Source organism: Enterobacter sp. BNK-18 (genome assembly GCF_047456135.1).
Taxonomy (GTDB): domain Bacteria; phylum Pseudomonadota; class Gammaproteobacteria; order Enterobacterales; family Enterobacteriaceae; genus Enterobacter; species Enterobacter ludwigii.
The window spans coordinates 1,792,491-1,809,409 of the sequence record NZ_CP179899.1 but is presented as its reverse complement, the minus strand read 5'-3'; the positions used below and the strand labels follow the sequence as shown (position 1 = coordinate 1,809,409).

15 protein-coding genes and 7 pseudogenes are annotated in these 16,919 nt (G+C 45.8%); 18 read left to right on the top strand and 4 right to left on the bottom strand.

What is annotated here, in order from left to right; genetic code table 11:
• Positions 1–37: 37 nt before the first annotated feature.
• The 8 genes and pseudogenes from ACMGG3_RS08680 to ACMGG3_RS08645 all read left to right on the top strand — a co-directional run.
• Positions 38–935 (top strand): annotated as a pseudogene (locus ACMGG3_RS08680) (RHS repeat domain-containing protein); the annotation flags it as partial.
• Between the two features lie 41 nt (positions 936–976).
• On the top strand, positions 977–1,135 hold the full coding sequence (locus tag ACMGG3_RS08675; protein ID WP_370385318.1) for an HYD1 signature containing ADP-ribosyltransferase family protein: 159 nt from the start codon (positions 977–979) through the stop codon (positions 1,133–1,135).
• A 202-nt stretch (positions 1,136–1,337) separates the two neighbouring features.
• Entirely contained in the window at positions 1,338–2,084 is a 747-nt protein-coding gene (locus ACMGG3_RS08670) for an Appr-1-p processing protein (RefSeq protein ID WP_346589076.1), read from the top strand.
• Positions 2,085–2,811: 727 nt separating this feature from the next.
• Positions 2,812–3,269, top strand: a pseudogene (locus tag ACMGG3_RS08665) (RHS repeat-associated core domain-containing protein); the annotation flags it as partial.
• 385 nt (positions 3,270–3,654) lie between these two features.
• Complete coding sequence (locus ACMGG3_RS08660) at positions 3,655–4,125, top strand: Imm26 family immunity protein (protein WP_414149786.1); 471 nt, start codon at positions 3,655–3,657, stop codon at positions 4,123–4,125.
• 160 nt (positions 4,126–4,285) lie between these two features.
• A pseudogene (locus ACMGG3_RS08655) lies at positions 4,286–4,708 on the top strand (DUF6386 family protein).
• A 277-nt stretch (positions 4,709–4,985) separates the two neighbouring features.
• Positions 4,986–5,351: a hypothetical protein gene (locus ACMGG3_RS08650; RefSeq protein ID WP_049023180.1), complete on the top strand. Its 366-nt coding sequence runs from the start codon at positions 4,986–4,988 to the stop codon at positions 5,349–5,351.
• 213 nt (positions 5,352–5,564) lie between these two features.
• A pseudogene (locus ACMGG3_RS08645) lies at positions 5,565–5,858 on the top strand (YciI family protein).
• A gap of 19 nt (positions 5,859–5,877) precedes the next feature.
• On the opposite strand, the pseudogene ACMGG3_RS08640 reads toward ACMGG3_RS08645, so the two are convergent.
• Positions 5,878–5,961, bottom strand: a pseudogene (locus ACMGG3_RS08640) (DUF933 domain-containing protein); the annotation flags it as partial.
• On the opposite strand from ACMGG3_RS08640, the pseudogene ACMGG3_RS08635 reads away from it, so the two are divergent.
• The 8 genes and pseudogenes from ACMGG3_RS08635 to ACMGG3_RS08600 all read left to right on the top strand — a co-directional run.
• A pseudogene (locus ACMGG3_RS08635) lies at positions 5,957–6,877 on the top strand (RHS repeat-associated core domain-containing protein); the annotation flags it as partial. The pseudogenes ACMGG3_RS08640 and ACMGG3_RS08635 overlap by 5 nt on opposite strands.
• Positions 6,874–7,305 carry an immunity 26/phosphotriesterase HocA family protein gene (locus ACMGG3_RS08630; protein WP_414149785.1) on the top strand — a complete coding sequence of 144 codons (432 nt, stop codon included), beginning with the start codon at positions 6,874–6,876 and terminating at the stop codon, positions 7,303–7,305. The pseudogene ACMGG3_RS08635 and the gene ACMGG3_RS08630, both read left to right, overlap by 4 nt.
• Before the next feature lie 141 nt (positions 7,306–7,446).
• Complete coding sequence (gene comJ / locus ACMGG3_RS08625; protein WP_041162703.1) at positions 7,447–7,929, top strand: competence protein ComJ; 483 nt, start codon at positions 7,447–7,449, stop codon at positions 7,927–7,929.
• A gap of 205 nt (positions 7,930–8,134) precedes the next feature.
• Positions 8,135–8,892 (top strand): annotated as a pseudogene (locus ACMGG3_RS08620) (RHS repeat-associated core domain-containing protein); the annotation flags it as partial.
• A gap of 70 nt (positions 8,893–8,962) precedes the next feature.
• Complete coding sequence (locus tag ACMGG3_RS08615) at positions 8,963–9,388, top strand: hypothetical protein (RefSeq protein ID WP_414149784.1); 426 nt, start codon at positions 8,963–8,965, stop codon at positions 9,386–9,388.
• The gene (locus tag ACMGG3_RS08610; protein WP_032678364.1) at positions 9,388–9,633 is read left to right on the top strand and encodes a hypothetical protein; all 246 of its coding nucleotides are present in this window, start codon (positions 9,388–9,390) and stop codon (positions 9,631–9,633) included. The genes ACMGG3_RS08615 and ACMGG3_RS08610 overlap by 1 nt, the downstream gene beginning before the upstream one ends.
• Positions 9,634–10,436: 803 nt before the next feature.
• Positions 10,437–10,817, top strand: coding sequence for a hypothetical protein (locus ACMGG3_RS08605; RefSeq protein WP_284942486.1), 381 nt, complete (start codon positions 10,437–10,439; stop codon positions 10,815–10,817).
• A 487-nt stretch (positions 10,818–11,304) separates the two neighbouring features.
• Positions 11,305–11,598 (top strand): YciI family protein, encoded by a 294-nt coding sequence (locus ACMGG3_RS08600; RefSeq protein ID WP_014170518.1) that lies wholly within the window; start codon positions 11,305–11,307, stop codon positions 11,596–11,598.
• A 54-nt stretch (positions 11,599–11,652) separates the two neighbouring features.
• Here ACMGG3_RS08600 and ychF read toward each other — a convergent pair whose 3' ends face one another.
• Both ychF and pth read right to left on the bottom strand, forming a co-directional pair.
• Positions 11,653–12,747 (bottom strand): redox-regulated ATPase YchF, encoded by a 1,095-nt coding sequence (gene ychF, locus ACMGG3_RS08595; protein ID WP_014170508.1) that lies wholly within the window; start codon positions 12,745–12,747, stop codon positions 11,653–11,655.
• 126 nt (positions 12,748–12,873) lie between these two features.
• A complete protein-coding gene (gene pth, locus ACMGG3_RS08590) occupies positions 12,874–13,458 on the bottom strand; it encodes an aminoacyl-tRNA hydrolase (RefSeq protein WP_006175913.1) in 585 nt (194 codons plus the stop codon).
• 274 nt (positions 13,459–13,732) lie between these two features.
• Between pth and ychH the strand changes: the two genes are divergently transcribed.
• Both ychH and ACMGG3_RS08580 read left to right on the top strand, forming a co-directional pair.
• Complete coding sequence (gene ychH, locus ACMGG3_RS08585; protein ID WP_014170506.1) at positions 13,733–14,008, top strand: stress-induced protein YchH; 276 nt, start codon at positions 13,733–13,735, stop codon at positions 14,006–14,008.
• 124 nt (positions 14,009–14,132) lie between these two features.
• Positions 14,133–15,191: a MerR family transcriptional regulator gene (locus ACMGG3_RS08580; RefSeq protein WP_020882341.1), complete on the top strand. Its 1,059-nt coding sequence runs from the start codon at positions 14,133–14,135 to the stop codon at positions 15,189–15,191.
• On the opposite strand, the gene dauA is transcribed toward ACMGG3_RS08580, so the two are convergent.
• Entirely contained in the window at positions 15,177–16,856 is a 1,680-nt protein-coding gene (gene dauA / locus ACMGG3_RS08575) for a C4-dicarboxylic acid transporter DauA (RefSeq protein ID WP_333179276.1), read from the bottom strand. The genes ACMGG3_RS08580 and dauA overlap by 15 nt on opposite strands.
• Positions 16,857–16,919 lie beyond the last annotated feature (63 nt).

The following is a 16,919-nucleotide window of genomic DNA, read 5'->3' as shown; positions in this document are numbered from 1 at the left end:
GATGTAATCTTTGCCTTACGCACGCATCTTGCCTGCTTCTTCGCCCCTTGTTCACCCTGCTCTCAATAAGCTGTCGGTCTCAGATTTTAGCCGCGACGAACTTCACCGTGAGACCAGCCGCACCCAAGGGCTGCTGACCACCCGCAGTGAGTACGACCGTCTTGGTCGACTGCATCGCCGGGATGTATTCACTGGCAATGCCCAACGTCCGTCGCCGCGCCGCTGGTCTCGCCGCTGGGATTATCACTACCGCAATAACCTGGTACGGGAAGAGCGGGACGATAACCCGTTCAGCTGGTACCGCTGGCAATACGACAGCGCCGGACGCTTGCTTGTTCAGGACGGAACGTTGCCTGGCCAGGAGCAGTGGTGCTGGGATGCTGCCGGTAACACGCTGGAAGGTTCTGCTGAAAAGGTCACGCACAACCGCCTGACGCAGGTCAGCTTCCGCTACGATCCACTCGGTCGCCGCATCAGCAAAACGCGACGCCAGATGCTGGGCGGACAGCCAACCGGCAAGCCGGTCACTACCCGGTTCGTCTGGGAGGGGGTCCGCCTGCTGCAGGAGGTGAACGGGGACGTGCCGCTGACCTGTGTCTACATCGATCAGGACAGCTACGACCCGCTGGCGCGCATTGATGGCGTGGATGCCACTGAGATTTTCTGGTTCCACTGTCAGCCGAACGGCACGCCGGAGCGGATGACGGATAGCGAAGGGCAGGTGCGCTGGGAAGGGGTGAACAGCGTCTGGGGCAAGCTGCTGCGGGAATGCGAGACGCAGTTATCAGGATATTCCCAGAACCTGCGGATGCAGGGGCAATACCTGGACCGTGAGACAGGGCTACACTACAATCTGTTCCGGTATTACGACCCGGACTGCTGGCGGTTTACGCAGCAGGACACATAGGGCTAGTGGGAGGATAAACCTTTACCCGTAGGCGCCGAATGCGATTGGGTGGGGTTGACTTCTTAGACATTGATTCATGATACAGCCGAAGAAGAGATGAAAGATATCACGAAGAGTGGTGTAATAAGAGCTTCAACAGGAGATATACTTGTCCGCTTCGAGGATGGACAATACTTCATTAATATCATACCTGAAATGATTGGCGGACGAACACTTCAAAGATATTGATGCAATTGTGAAAATGTTACTAGGCCAATTAGAAGTTGATAGATATGGTAATGCAAGAAAATTAAAAGGAATAAGCCATTTTGCCGAAATAGCTGCTATTGGCTTAGATGGTAATTGAATCACGAGAAAATACACTTTTGATCTTGTATATAAAGGATTTTGATGATTCTAAAAGAATTATTAAAAGAGGGAGGGATTGTAGTTGGAGAAAAAATATTTTAAAGGAAATGTTGATTTTATCTCTGGGCAAGGGTGCATTCTTAGTGAATTTATAGGAGATGTCGCGACACGTCAAATAAATATTGTTGATGGTGAGTATTATGCTTCTTCCTCTTTGTTAGATAAAAACGAACAAGTAGGTTTCCTGCTTTATGATGGTAAGAAAAGCGACTTAGACTTAAGTGACTCTGAAGAGATTTCAAATGAAGAATTTGAAAGTGTCTGGATGGATTCACTCGATTCATTTAAAGAAAAAAACCGAATAAAGTATTTATCCGGAGATGCTGTAAAGTGTTTGAACAAATCCACAATCATTGCTCACATTGTAAATAACAAAGGCAAATGGGGGAAGGGATTTGTTTTGTCTCTTTCTAAAAAATATCCTGCTTCGAAGAAAAACTATCACAACAATTTTAAAGATAATGGCGTTCCAGAATTAGGCACGGTAGATTTTGTTATGGTTGATGATCAAAAAAGGATATTTGTTGCTAATATGTTTGCACAGGATGGGATCAAGAAAAATAACAATGATGATAATCAATATGTATGCTATGAATTCTTAGATGTATGTCTCGCAAAATTGTCTGACTTTGCGTTGATGAATCGTCTTTCAGTACAAATGCCAAGAATAGGATCTGGCCTTGGTGGTGGTGATTGGAGTATTATAGAGTCATTAATATTAAAAAATATTTGTTATAAGATGATTGATTGTACTGTATTGACTTTATAATTTTAAGTTAAATTTAGATACGGTTTTTTAGTAAGGCTTATTTGCTGCTCTAAAATAAATGCATTATTGACATAGGCAAGGACTTTAGTATGCAAATATCTATAATAAATACTATTGAAAAGGAAACGAGTTACACGATAACAAGAACTACATCGAGGCTTTGAGCAATAACAACAAGTCCAGAAAGCGCTATCTTAGCTGAAGGGTGCATTGGAACTTGCCAACTGGATATTTGTATGCTTGTACAGCCCTTACTTCGATCTCGCGGAGTATGATAAGGCGAAGAAATGGGGAGAGACCACATTACGCACACGTCGAACGAATATAGGCACTGCGCCATTGAGCGACCTCGGTACGGTCCGTTACGAGTGGAATTATTCGAGGAAGCGAATAAATATTTTAACGATGCTTATGTTTATGGAAAACAGCGTGCTTTTCAGGATCGGCCTAAAAATACCTTAAGTTCTCTATGCGCAAGAGGGCATAAGATAGTTAACTTATAAAATTTACAATTTAAACAATAGGTTAACACGATGCCATCTTTAAAAATATAGTCTTTCCCTTCCGCACGAACCTCGTCTGCTTCTTTTGCACCTTGCTCTCGATTAGCGGTTAGTATACTCGCGACGTACTCCACCGTGAGACCAGCCTTACGCAGGGCTGCTGACCATCCGTAGCGAGTAAGATTGGCTGACACAGCTGAATGGTATTCGCTGGCGTAAAGCTAACCGGTAAGCCCATCACCACCCGGTTTGCTTGAGAGGGGGTCCGCCTGCTGCAGGAAGTGCGGGGAATGTGCCGTTGACCTATGTCTACAGCGATCAGGAGAGCTACGATCCGCTGGCGCGTATTGATGGCGTTGCTGACCTGAGATTTCCTGGTTCTACTGCCATCCTAACGGCATGCCGGAGCGAATGATGGATAGTGAAGGGCAGGTGCGCTGGAGAGGGGTAGACAACGCCTGGTGCAAGTTGCTGCGAAAAGGCGAGACGCAGATATCATGTTATTCCCAGGATCTGCGTATGCAGGGGCAATACCTGGACTGTGAGACCGGGCTGCATACAATCTGTTCCGGTATTACGATCCGGACAGCGGGCGGTTTACGCAGCAGGGGCCGATAGGGCTGGTGGGGCGATAAACCTTTACCCGTATGCGCCGAATGCGCTGGGGTGGGTGGATCCTGTTTGCAAAAACTGATGCCCTAAACGATCAATGAGAAACATGTCTTTTGCTGAGTGGATTAAAAGAAAAAAGTGGAAATAATACCCATGTGTATTTAAGATATAAAGATGTCAGACCTATCTATGTAGGGATCACTAAGGATGTAGATATCCGTGCTGTACAGCTTGGTGACTTGGTGACTTGGTGACTTGGTGAAATGTTCGACAAAATAGTTAGAATTACTGAAGAACTGTTAAATTGCGGTCATGCGTGGATCAGAGAACCAGAAATTATTCACAATAATCCCCACTTTTAAAATTCTATCAATAGCATAAGTCCGACAAGAAAGTTATACTCGGATGCTATTATGTGTGGCGGAAATTGGCTTAAATAATAGGGTTAATGGAAAATGGCCGATAGACTTACTATAGTGCCAGCAAAAGAAAATCAAAAAAAATGGCCTAAAGAAGGCGATGTTTTTTACTTTCAGTTAAATGATGGTCGGTTAGGCTATGGCATGGTCTCTTTGGGTAAAATAGATGTCGGCCCGTTCAAGAATGCCATAGTTATATATATATATAACCATTTTACATCTTCGCTTCAAGAAGATGCTGTATTGGCAAAAGATAATTTGCTGCTGTCGCCAATTATTACTGATAATTCATGTTGGAAAAACGGTTATTTCGTAACGTTTAAAGCTATCGACATGCGCGAAGTGGATATCTTACCTCAACATTATTTTAAAAACCCTGTTAGAAATAAAATATATGATCATCATGGCGTGGCAGTAAACTCGCCGATTGAGAATATACTAATCGGTGAAGAGTCGATTCAATTCTATAAAAGCGTTGTAAAATCTATAGAAAGTATAATCAACTAATATGCAGGTCGGTGGGTAGTTTGTGTTTTTCGGTCTTTTATTTTTACCGCAGCATGTTATGATGATTAGCTTATAAAAAAACATATTGTAAGATTTTTGAGTGCCAGGTGGGCTTATACCTATTTTTAACCTAATCCCTTCATTTATTACTTGATAATTTATAACTATAGAAACCGATACTGCCGTATTAGTTATTTATGATTTGATGCTATTAAAGCATAGAATTAATGAGGATGAAGATTGGTGCAGTCAACCAAAAGATGAAGAAATAAAAATGCAATTTGTTATCTCCAATCTTGGTGGTGACGGAATCTATAATGTCAATATTAGATACGATGTTGGTAAGTATACAGTTGCATAATTCTTAAGCGTATCTTCTGGGAAAGTTTTCATCGGGGCGGGGGAGAATGTTACGGGCGGCGCCCTTGATCCTGATGACTCCGAAGCTATGTCAAATGAGTTTATTACTTTAGAACCTGGTAATTATGAAGTTAAATATACAAAACAAGGTGCGGATGTTCTCTTTTCCTTTACAAAAGCAGCGTTTACTGAAAATGCATTAGAAGAGGGTATTTATCTCTAAATACTGATAAATCACTGGCTATTAAATGGGCAGAATTGAGAACTGAATAAACTAAATATAAAAGTATTTGAGTCTGCTGATAATGAATGGGCTAAATTTGTAACTCAGGATAGAGGCAATACACTTGCACATAGTTATGATGCCAATGTTAGCAAACCCTGGTGCTGTAAAAAAAAGGAGGAAAGGCTAAGCCCATAGGTTCACAGCTTGCTATTTTCTTAAATAAAGCTGCAACCGTGTTTGATCGTTACAAAGTAAAACAAAGGTGTAAAGGGCAATGAATATTATCAATGGTATCCAATTTAATGATTCAAATGAAAGTGTTGTTTTTAATTACTATAGTTGGGTTGAGTTAATTAAAGCGATCATTGTTAAATATGCGAATAAAACAGAGAGTGAGGCTGAACGAATAGTATTAGCCTCTCCACTTGTTCGTTTTACGGAAAATGATTACATGTCTATTGCTTTGCGCAGTCATGAAAATGAATATCATTGGGCAATGTTAATTGCTTATGGTGATCAATATTGGACAACAGGAGTTTCTCCAAATGAACCTGACGGATACTTCGAGTGGGAAAAGGAATACAAGGAAAAAAATAAACTGGCAGAAGAAAACTTTATTTTTAGTGATCAAGTGAAATAAAAAACTTAAAAATAAAGAGCTTACCAGTTTGTATCGTATGTTATGGAATTATTATGGTGAAGCGCAAAATAATATCTCATAGTGATCCCTTTTAAGATTAAAATTTCCGCTAAAAATTATAACGTGATCTTATGGCATAAGAGGAACTGTTTCTGTAGGTCCAACGAACGACTTAATTATTACTTAGAGAAAAACCTAACGGAAAGGCAAAGGATGAGCACGGTTTACATAGTTATTTTGACCTTTATAAAACCACTCGAAGAGATTGACGCAGCGATACCTGCTCATGTTGAGTAGCTTAAAAAGGGATACGCAGAAGGAATTTTCCTGACGTCCGGTAGACGGATCCCAAGAAACGATGGTGTCATTCTCGCTAAGTGTGAGAGTCTTGCCTCTCTTGAAGAGCGCTTGCGCGAAGATCCTTTTCAGAGGTTAAAGCTTGCGACTGCTGATCCCATTCCTTTTGAACCCAGCATGAAAACAGAACTCCTGGAAAATGTATTTTGACCCTGCAATAAAAAATAAATCAAACGTTAAACAAGAAGTTCATCACATCGCCATCTTTAACAATGTAATCTTTCCCTTCCGCACGCATCTTGCCTGCTTCTTCGCGCCTTGTTCATCCTGCTCTCAATAAGCTGTCGGTCTCAGATTTTAGCCGCGACGAACTTCACCGTGAGATCAGCCGCACCCAAGGGTTGCTGACCACCTGTCCGTCTTAGCCGACTGCATCGCCGCTGGGATTACGACTACCGCAATAATCTGGTGCGGGAAGAGCATGACGATAACCCGTTCAGCTGGTACCGCTGGCAATACGACAGCGCCGGGCGTTTGCTGGTTCAGGACGGTACGCTGCCTGGGCAGGTGCGCAGGGAAGCGGTGAACAGCGCCGGGGCAAGCTGCTGTGGGAAAGCGAGACGCAGGTATCAGGATATTCTCAGAACCTGCGCATGCAGGGGCAATACCTGGATCGTGAGACAGGGCTACACTACAATCTGTTCCGGTATTACGACCCGGACTGCGGGCGGTTTACGCAGCAGGACCCGATAGGGTTAAATGGCGGGTTAAATCTTTACAGCTATGCTCCTAATCCTATAATCTGGACTGATCCTTTAGGTCTAACACCTTGTAAGGTTTTACCTTCTACACGTAGGGGTGGGGGGGCAGGTAAACATTATGATCCTGTAAATGGACAAGGGTTGTATGTGCTACACGATGGAAAGAATATTATCTATGTAGGACGTGGGGATGCACCAACGCGTTTGAATAGCCATGCGAATACACAGGGTAAATCTCATTTGGAACAGTTGACCATAGCTGAAGCTAAATACTTGGAACAAAGAATTATGGATCTTAATGGTGGAGCTAAGTCAACGAATTCTTTAACAAATCTCCTCAATGAAATCAGATCGTATAGTCCTAATAACCCAAAGGCTGGCACATGTGATATTGTGGGTCAAAACAGTGATTGGGGTGGAAAAGTATTGAATGATGCGTTATCAATACTGAAAGGTAATGGCTTATGAAAGTAAAATACAAAGAGGGTGACATCTTTGTCATTCCATTGAGCAATGGGAAATATGCGATTTGTCATATTTTTTTTGCTCCAAGCAAAAAATTTAAGCAAGCAATAGGGTTCTGCATATTATCAATACAGCAGGCTGAAGAACTTATTGATGGCGGTTCATTAACACCGCTAAGTTTTGAAAGGTTTGGTAAAGAGACGAAAGTTATCTTTACCGGCAACCAAAATATCAGCAAGGGCTTTTGGAAAATTATTGGTCACACTGATCTTACAGAAGAAAAAAAACAATTGAAAATATTTAATTATGCTGGTGGTTTATATAATGGAGAGGACGAAATCAGGCGGTTATCTGTTGCCGAATACCCTAATTACACAACAATGGGGGTTTCAGGGTTTGAGCTTGCCGATAATATCCTGACCAATATTTGAGCATCAGGGGTAGGGTGCTTCCCCTGTCAGATTTCGTATTACCGCCACTCATTAACACCTTAAAAATATCACAGGTATTTTATTTTTGATGGCCTGGGCTCACATTATTGATAGAACGATAATAAAAATCGAGGTAATGTAATGAATGATAAAAAAATACAAATAGTTGATCTACTGATTTCACATAGTCAAATAGTGTTACGATCCCGAGACTATGACGAAAAGCTGAGTCAGTGGGGAAAGGGTAATGTTTCTCAAGGTGCTGTTCTTCACAAGGATTATGTTATATTCGATCCATTACCAGAGGACGCGTTTGGAGCAAACGTCAATATCAAAATAGAGAATGCTTTCAAATTGGATGAAAATGCTCAGCGCTGTATTGTTGTACCATTTTTCATTACGGATAAACATAAGCTGCAAATCGCTTCTGCAACTGAGAAGTTTTATTTGAATTTAGAGTTGCACGATGAACTTTATTCGCTCTTTTATGAGGTTTGTGAAGGAGATGAAATTTACTATAATTTCACCCTTGTACCTACAAAAGAAGCTATTGCTGCTAAGTTTTTGTTAGACGACCCTTGGGGGGGGATTAAGGAACATCCTCTCAAAGATGGTATTTTTTAAGGTTAATAGTAATTAAATTAAAACTTAAGAAATATAAAAACCACGCTTTGACGTGGATTTTTTCATTCAAATCAAATGCTAAACAAGAAGTTCATCACATCGTCATGTATAACGATAATCTTTCCCTTCCGCACGCGTTTTGGCTGCCTCTTACGCTCCTTGCTTATCCTTATTCACAACAAGTGTCAGCATACCCGTGAGGTCCCACCGGGAGGCCAGCCGCACCCAGGGGTTGCTGACCACCCTCAGCGAGTACGAACTTCTTGGTCGACTGCATCGTCGGGATGTATTCACTGACGATGCCCAGCGCCGCTGGGATTACGACTAGCGCAATAACTGGTGCGGGAAGAGCGTGACGATAACCCGTTCAGCTGGCAGTACGACAGCGCCGGGCGTTTGCTGGTTCAGAACGGTACGCTGCCGGTAACCCGCAGGAAGACTCTGCTGAGAAGGTCACGCACAACCGCCTGACGCAGCTGAACGACATTCGCTGGAGTTGTAACATACACGCCCGCACCATGGAGAAGGATAACAGCCAGACCCGCTGGCATTACCGCTACGACGGCGAGCACCGTCTGACGGAAGTCATCAGCCAGCCACGGGACCGCAACAAAACGCAGACGCAGGTCAGCTTCCGCTACGATCCGCTCGGCCGCCGCATCAATAAAACGCGACGCCAGATGATGGGCGGACAGCCAACAGGCAAGCCGGGTCAGCATCCGGTTTTTCTGGGAAGGGTTCCGTCTGCTGCAGGAAAGTGAAACGTAGGTATCAGGATATTCTCAGAACCTGCGGATGCAGGGGCAATACCTGGACCGTGAGACAGGGCTGCACTAGAATCTGTTCCGGTATTACGACCCGGACTGCGGGCGGTTTACGCAGCAGGACCCGATAGGGCTGGCGGGGGGGATAAACCTTTACCAGTATGCGCCGAATGCGCTGGGATGGGTGGATCTGTGGGGGGGGGAGTCGTGAGTGTAGCGGTATAACAAAACCTGATTTCTATGTTGGGCCTGCTGGTCCAGGCGCTACAATGCCTTCAACTGCTTATCGTTATGTCCGATATTTGAATGACGATGGCAGTTTAGATAAATGGGTTCCTGGTCTTCTCGAAACTAAAAAAGCGCCTGTAACGTATTTTGGATTCGAAAAATTTTATATGGGTAAAGCGACTCGTGATGCGTTTCAGATAAAAGGTCCTGATAAAGTTGATCCGACTTTACCAGCGGATGTTTCTTGGAGTGATGCAAGAATTAGAGGAACATTTGATACATTGCAACTTTATGAAAATGGTACTCCTCAAGTGAGGCATCCAAGAATGTTTGGGGATGAAGTTGGTGCACCATTAGAACAATTTACAAATGCTTATCCGCAGTATGGGAAAGGGGGCGTAGAACAAATGCACGCAGAAAAACGGGAAATTACTTTCGACAAAATTGATATTCTTCCGGAGGAATAATGAATTACGATTCATACAATGAGGTGCTCGACTATCTCAAGGAGTTTTTTAAGTCAAGAGTAGAGTCCGCACGTTATTTAGAAAAGCTAATAACTTTGATTGAAGCTTCTCGCTCTGAAAAAACTGTGACAATAAGAGGTATTTATGAAACGTACATGCAGTATGTAAAAGAAAATAGAGAAAATATAAAAGTCATCGCTGGAGAAAAAGAAATGTGGATTAATTTATTGAACCATTGGCAATAAGGTTTTATTGTCACAAAGATTCCATTGGAAATGGTTCTTACATACCAGCATGAATAAATTGATGTAAGTGAATTTTGGTGCCATGGTGAAAATTCCAGCATGCGCCTTGCGTTTAAAGTATGTGATTTGCACGCATGGAAAATGCTTTTCATATAAGTGCTATGAGAAGGTAATTATATTGCCATTATCTGTGGGTTACTCAAAATTGGAGCAAGGCAATATGCTTGAATTAAATTTAAACCCGATTACCGGTGAGCTAAACCTGGATGGTCTAAGTTTAGAGATAGATAGTGAAGAAGGATTTTGTAATTGTGACTTTTACCACAAATCAATAAAGCACAAAGCTATAAAAAACATTATGCCTCATCACTATCATATTGACTCAACAGTATTTTTCGAAAAAGAATTTCAAGCTATTATACGTCCAATATGTTTGGTTTTCCTTTTATGGTTCATCTTGTCGATAAAGATAGTGAATATTATAAATCCCTAAAGGACTGGGATGCGAGAACTAATATTAACATGCTAAATAACTCAGTGAAAAGCTTGTCTGCTTGGCTAAGCCTTTCTCTGAATTTAGGGGTTCCTGATGTTACGAAAACAGAAATGATTAGATGGGATTATGAACGGGGTCGAATTTCTGTCTCGTATGAGACAAAGTCATTCAACCATGGTATATATATAGTTTGGAATTCAATATAATCAATAACCAAGGCTTTCCTAAATTAATTTATTGACTAATAACATCATTCATTTACTTTTAATCTTACTTGTTATTATTGGAGTTAAAGGTTATAGAGGAAATGAAAATAACTAATCGACTTAAAAAGAAGTTATTAGTCCTCGATGGCATTGACAATGATTTCATAGAGTATGGAAAGGAAATATCATGCCCTGAATGTGACGGGGTAATAGTCTACTCTATCGTCAACTCATATGAGTTTGACACGCTTACTGAAGAGGTAAAAAGCTTTTTGGTTAAGAAAATGAGAGGTGTGAAGCTTGTTAGTGAACATAAGAAATATAGCTACGACGATAGCCAATTAGATGTTTCGAAAAATACATGTTCAAAGTGTTTGAAAGATTTTTCTAGTGTATTAACGTATAAAGAAGTGCAACCAGCACGATACCGGGTATATCTTGTGGGGCTTTTTGAAGGTTATTTGAAAAAGATCAAACTTTAAAAGTTGAGGTTTACGAAGGATTGAAAATCTCATTTATTTTAAAGAAAATAACCTGCTTCATTGGGCTAGTGGTGAAAGTAACAGAGTGGTTAGTATGCCATTTTTAGACCATGCAATGGTCGACTCAACACGCCAGTTAGTCTTTGCGTTAAGCGAGTCTAAGCCATTACCAACCGTTTTGACCATCTTCGATGCTCAGGGCGAAAAATTATTTTGATCTGCACCTCCTGAAGGTGCGACTTTCTATTACTTAACATTCAATCTGTCAAAGGAAGTGGTCGTTTTCTGTAGCTATCCAGCAAAACAAAATGGTTGGCATGATTGGTTTTATTCCTGGGATATGAAGCGTAACGCGTTGTCTCAATCGGGCCCTGCATATTAAGATCAAAAGCGCTAAAAAAAATGATAACTATAACCGGTGGCAAAACAGGGACTGTATCAGCAGTTCCAACAAGCGATTTAAAAAAACAGAGTTAAGAGGCAAAGGATGAGCACGGTTTACATTGTCATTTTGACCTATATAAAACCACTCGATGAAATCGACGCAGCGATACCTGCTCATGTTGAGTGGCTAAAAAAGGGGTATGCAGAGGGGATTTTTCTGGCGTCCGGTAGACGGATCCCAAGAAACGGTGGTGTCATTCTCGCTAAGTGCGAGAGTCTTGCCTCTCTTGAAGAGCGCTTACGCGAGGATCCTTTTCAGAAGTTAAAGCTTGCGACTGTTGAAATCATTCCCTTTGAACCCAGCATGAAAACAGAACTCCTGGAAAATGTGTTTTAACCCCGGAATAAAAAAATCCACGCCAAAGCGTGGATTTTTTTCATTCAAAACAAATCAAACGTTAAACAGGAAGTTCATCACATCGCCATCTTTAACAATGTAATCTTTCCCTTCCGCACGCATCTTGCCTGCTTCTTTCGCGCCTTGCTCACCCTTGTAGGTGATAAAGTCTTCAAACGCGATAGTCTGCGCACGAATGAAGCCTTTCTCGAAGTCGGTGTGGATCTTACCGGCCGCCTGAGGCGCAGTCGCACCGACAGGAATCGTCCACGCACGCACTTCTTTCACGCCAGCGGTGAAGTAGGTCTGCAGGTTCAGCAGCTCATAGCCTGCGCGGATCACGCGGTTCAGGCCTGGCTCTTCCAGACCCAGCTCGGCCATGAATTCGTCACGGTCAGCGTCGTCCAGCTCTGCAATGTCGGATTCAACGGCAGCGCAAACCGCTACAACCACTGAACCTTCAGCCGCCGCGATTTCACGCACTTTGTCCAGGTACGGGTTGTTCTCGAAACCGTCTTCGTTAACGTTGGCAATGTACATAGTTGGCTTCAGAGTCAGGAAGCTCAGGTATTTGATCGCCGCCTTGTCTTCTTCTGTCAGGTTTTTCAGCGCGCGCAGCATGCCCGCGTTTTCCAGCTGTGGCAGACATTTTTCCAGCGCAGCCAGTTCTGCTTTCGCGTCTTTGTCGCCACCTTTGGCTTTCTTCTGCACGCGGTGAATAGCGCGTTCACAGGTGTCGAGGTCAGACAGTGCCAGCTCGGTGTTGATCACCTCGATGTCGTCAGCCGGGTCCACTTTGTTGTTAACGTGAATAATGTTGTCGTTCTCGAAACAACGGACAACGTGACCAATTGCTTCCGTTTCACGGATGTTGGTCAGGAACTGGTTACCGAGGCCTTCGCCTTTGGATGCACCTTTCACCAGGCCCGCGATGTCCACGAACTCCATGGTGGTCGGCAGAATGCGCTGCGGCTTCACGATTTCCGCGAGCTGGTCCAGACGCGGATCGGGCATTGGCACAACGCCGGTGTTCGGTTCGATGGTACAGAACGGGAAGTTCGCCGCTTCAATACCTGCTTTGGTGAGCGCGTTGAACAGGGTGGATTTGCCCACGTTTGGCAGACCGACGATACCGCATTTGAATCCCATTTCTAAATCACCTTAATATCTTGATAATCAATCCGTTAACGATAACCGATTGATGAAAAGTAAATAACTACGCCTATTATACACGTAACCCGCATCACGCGCGGTAAAAAAGCCGTATCGGGCGGATTATTGCGCTTTGAAAGCGTGTAAGCGGTTTGTCGCTTTGGTTAGGCCATCTTGCAGCCAGATTTCGGTGCAGCGCACCGCTTCGTCGACCGCTTCGTCAATCAGTTTCTGCTCAGAAACCGGTGGCTTACCCAGTACGAAACCGACAACTTTGTTTTTATCGCCCGGATGGCCGATTCCCACGCGCAAACGGTGGAAATTGGGGTTATTGCCCAGCTTGCTGATAATGTCTTTCAGACCATTGTGACCGCCATGACCACCGCCCAGTTTGAATTTTGCCACACCGGGGGGCAGGTCCAGTTCATCGTGGGCCACCAGAATTTCATCCGGGTTAATGCGATAAAACGTCGCCATGGCTGCAACAGCTTTGCCGCTCAGGTTCATAAAGGTGGTGGGCACCAGCAGACGGACATCTGCGCCAGCAAGATTGATACGTGAGGTATACCCGTAGAATTTTGGTTCTTCACGCAGGGGAGCACGTAACCGTTCGGCCAGCAGATCAACGTACCAGGCGCCGGCATTGTGGCGGGTCGCCGCGTACTCTGCGCCTGGGTTCGCGAGGCCGACAATCAGTTTAATCGTCACGATTCAATTCCTAATGGGTTCCAGATCTGGCGCGTAGTTTACTGTCTGACGCGCCGCTTGACAAAATTCTGCTACCCGAACCGCGAGATATGAATAATTACTTATCTGAACAATTAGAATTTCAAGCTGTTCAATGTCTTATTTGTAAACTTTTGTCTGGGAGTTATCTGTAAATGTGATCATTCACGCAACTCATAAAAGAGCCGTTGTCTATACTTTACACACAAGGATCAGGGGCTTTTCCCCTTACAACCCAAAGTTCCGGAGGTGACATATGAAACGCAAAAACGCTTCGATACTCGGTAATGTGCTGATGGGGTTGGGACTGTTTGTGATGGTCGCTGGCGTGGGTTATTCAATTTTAAACCAATTGCCGCAACTTGACCTTCCGCAATACTTCGCACATGGCGCGGTATTGAGTATCTTCCTTGGTGCAGTGCTATGGCTTGCCGGTGCACGCGTGAGTGGTCATGAAGAAGTCTGCGATAAATACTGGTGGGTGCGCCATTACGATAAGCGCTGTCGCAGGGACCAGCACAAACACAGCTAACGTGCTACGACGAAAGAACACCGAAACGGCTCCTCATGGAGTCGTTTTTTTTTGCATGAAAGGTTGACCCTCACGTAACGTAAGGCTTCAGAGTGGTGCCACTGGCAAAGTAAAAGGAGCAGTTATGTTGATTCAGGTGGGTGAACTCGCGAAACGTGCCGGGATCACCGTGCGAACATTGCATCACTATGAGCAAACAGGGTTGTTACTGCCTTCTGCCAGAAGTGCGGCAGGTTACCGGCTGTATAATCTGGCGGATGTGCAACGTCTGCATATGATTCAGGTGCTGGCAAAAGCCGGGCTGGAACTTGCTGAAATCAGGGATTTTCTGAAACAGGAGTCGCTGTCGTTAACCGAATTACTCGATGCGCAAATCAGTTTGCTGGATAAGCAACTGCGCAGCATGCTGACGCTGCGCGAGAGACTGGTGGAATTGCGTACCGGGCTTACCAACGATGCGGCACCCAATCTGGAATCCTGGCTACAGACTCTGGAGTTAATGAATATGTACGAACGCTGGTTTAGCAAAGAGGAGTTACAGCAGTTGCCGTTTGCCGTACAGAAGGAGGCACTTGCGGATATCTGGTCAGGTCTGGTTGCTGAGGCAAATAACCTGCTGAAGCATAATATCGACGTTTCGGATCCCCGTGCCAGGGATCTGGCGACGCGCTGGATGTCACGCCTGGAGCAGGATACGGCAGGTAAGCCGGAATTTCTCACCCGGCTGAACGAGATGCACAGCGTCGAGCCGCAGATGCGTGAGCAGACGGGTATTACGGCGGAAATGACTGACTATATTACGCGGGCGTTTGCCGAATCGAAGCTTGCCATCTGGGAAAAGTATCTCTCTGCAGAAGAGATGGCCTTTACCCGCGCACACTATTTTGATCGCATGATGGAGTGGCCGCCACTGGTAGCGAAATTGCATCAGGCGCAGCGGGAAAACCTTGACCCGTCTTCCGGCGAGGCGCAAATGCTCGCTGAACACTGGCGGGTATTGTTCCAGTCATACGCGGGAACGAATCCTGAAACCCAGCAAAAGTTTCGCGTTGCCATGCAGCAGGAACCGCATCTGATGAAAGGAACATGGATGACGCCTGCCGTGCTTGCATGGCTCCAGCAGGCGATAGCCGTGATGATGCAGAGACGTTTCTCTGCATCAGGGCATTCACAGATCCGCTAACGCGGCTTCACGGTTGGAATAAAAGGCCAGGCGGCCAGGGATCGGCTGCACGCCAGCGCGCGCCATGGTGCGCAGCGGCTGGAATTCGAGATTACTCACCCGCAGTTCGCAGCCTTCCGGCAGACGCGAAACGAAGCGCTGAAAGGCATCCAGACCACCCGCATCCAGCACCGGCACGGCATCCCATTTCAGCACCACAATGCGTTTGCCCACGATACGGGTTTCCAGTTCGCTGAACAGACCTTCCGCGGCAGCAAAGAACAACGGGCCAATCACACGCAGCACCAGCACATCGTCAGGTACCTCTACGTTAACCGGGGAAAGGCGCGTCATCTGCGCTATACGGCGCATAAACAGCAGGGAGGCCAGCACGATCCCGACGCTGATGGCGATAACCATATCGAACAGCACGGTCAGCGACATACAAATCAGCATCACGATGATGTCGTCTTTCGGTGCGCGACGCAGCAGATTGACCACCTTATGTGCTTCGCTCATGTTCCACGCCACCATCAGCAGCAGGGCTGCCATGGCTGAAAGCGGCAGCCAGGAGAGCAGCGGGGCGAGGACCAGCAGGGCGAGGATCACCAGCACTGAGTGGATAACTGCCGATACCGGCGACGTCGCCCCGGCACGTACGTTTGCCGCAGAGCGGGCGATGGCTGCTGTTGCCGTAATACCGCCAAAGAACGGGGCGATGATGTTGCCCAGACCCTGCCCAACCAGTTCGCTGTTGGCTTTATGCTTGGTGCCGGTCATGCCGTCCAGCACGACGGCACAGAGCAGGGATTCAATGGCCCCCAGCATCGCCATTGAGAAGGCCGCGGGCAGAAGGGCGCGCAGGGAGTCCCAGCTTAAGGTGAAGCTGGAACCCGGCATATCCCATGGCAGTACCAGTTGCGGTAGCAGTTGAGGAATACCGCTTCCCTGTGAACCGTCAGCCAGAACATAGTGGAACTGAGATCCAATGGTCGCGACGTGGCCACCAAAGAGATTAACGATGGCCATCACCGCACAGCCCAGCAGCAGGGCGGGCAGGTGGCCAGGCAGACGAATGCCTAAACGAGGCCAGATAATCAGTGTGCCCAGGGTAACAATCCCGATGGCGGCATCGCCCGAGTTGGCGGTGGGGAGTGCCATAAACAGCGCCCCGACTTTTTGCAGGTAATGTTCAGGGACGTGGGCTATCTGCAGGCCGAGGAAGTCCTTGATCTGCATTGTCCCGATGGTAATGCCAATCCCGGAGGTGAACCCCAGCGTCACGGAAAGGGGAATGTATTCAATCAGCCGGCCAAAACGGGCCAGACCAAACAGGATCAAAAAGACGCCGGACATCAGGGTGGCGACCAGCAGGCCTGCCAGGCCAAACTGCTGAGAAACGGGATAGAGGATCACCACAAATGCGGCTGTCGGGCCGGAAACGCTGAAGCGAGACCCGCCCGTTAGCGCAATCACAATCCCGGCGACGGCCGCCGTGTAAAGCCCATACTGCGGTGCTACGCCGCTGCCAATTGCCAGTGCCATGGCGAGCGGAATGGCAATAATCCCGACGGTGATACCGGCAATAAGGTCACGCATAAAACGTGAAGCGGTGTATTTCTCTTTCCAGCAAGCGTCGATGAGGGCGCGAAAGGGAAGAACATGTGAGGAGGTTACGTGTTTCACAATTATCTCTCATCCGTGTGCGCATCATCTGTCATGTAAATGGCAGGTGAAGGAGGCATTGAT

What these genes read in the sequence shown, in the direction of transcription:
- ACMGG3_RS08660 (WP_414149786.1), top strand. Translation starts at nt 3,655, where the DNA reads ATGGCCGATAGACTTACTATAGTGCCAGCAAAAGAAAATCAAAAAAAA.
- ACMGG3_RS08650 (WP_049023180.1), top strand. Translation starts at nt 4,986, where the DNA reads ATGAATATTATCAATGGTATCCAATTTAATGATTCAAATGAAAGTGTT.
- ACMGG3_RS08630 (WP_414149785.1), top strand. Translation starts at nt 6,874, where the DNA reads ATGAAAGTAAAATACAAAGAGGGTGACATCTTTGTCATTCCATTGAGC.
- comJ (WP_041162703.1), top strand. Translation starts at nt 7,447, where the DNA reads ATGAATGATAAAAAAATACAAATAGTTGATCTACTGATTTCACATAGT.
- ACMGG3_RS08615 (WP_414149784.1), top strand. Translation starts at nt 8,963, where the DNA reads ATGCCTTCAACTGCTTATCGTTATGTCCGATATTTGAATGACGATGGC.
- ACMGG3_RS08610 (WP_032678364.1), top strand. Translation starts at nt 9,388, where the DNA reads ATGAATTACGATTCATACAATGAGGTGCTCGACTATCTCAAGGAGTTT.
- ACMGG3_RS08605 (WP_284942486.1), top strand. Translation starts at nt 10,437, where the DNA reads ATGAAAATAACTAATCGACTTAAAAAGAAGTTATTAGTCCTCGATGGC.
- ACMGG3_RS08600 (WP_014170518.1), top strand. Translation starts at nt 11,305, where the DNA reads ATGAGCACGGTTTACATTGTCATTTTGACCTATATAAAACCACTCGAT.
- ychF (WP_014170508.1), bottom strand. Translation starts at nt 12,747, where the DNA reads ATGGGATTCAAATGCGGTATCGTCGGTCTGCCAAACGTGGGCAAATCC.
- ychH (WP_014170506.1), top strand. Translation starts at nt 13,733, where the DNA reads ATGAAACGCAAAAACGCTTCGATACTCGGTAATGTGCTGATGGGGTTG.
- ACMGG3_RS08580 (WP_020882341.1), top strand. Translation starts at nt 14,133, where the DNA reads ATGTTGATTCAGGTGGGTGAACTCGCGAAACGTGCCGGGATCACCGTG.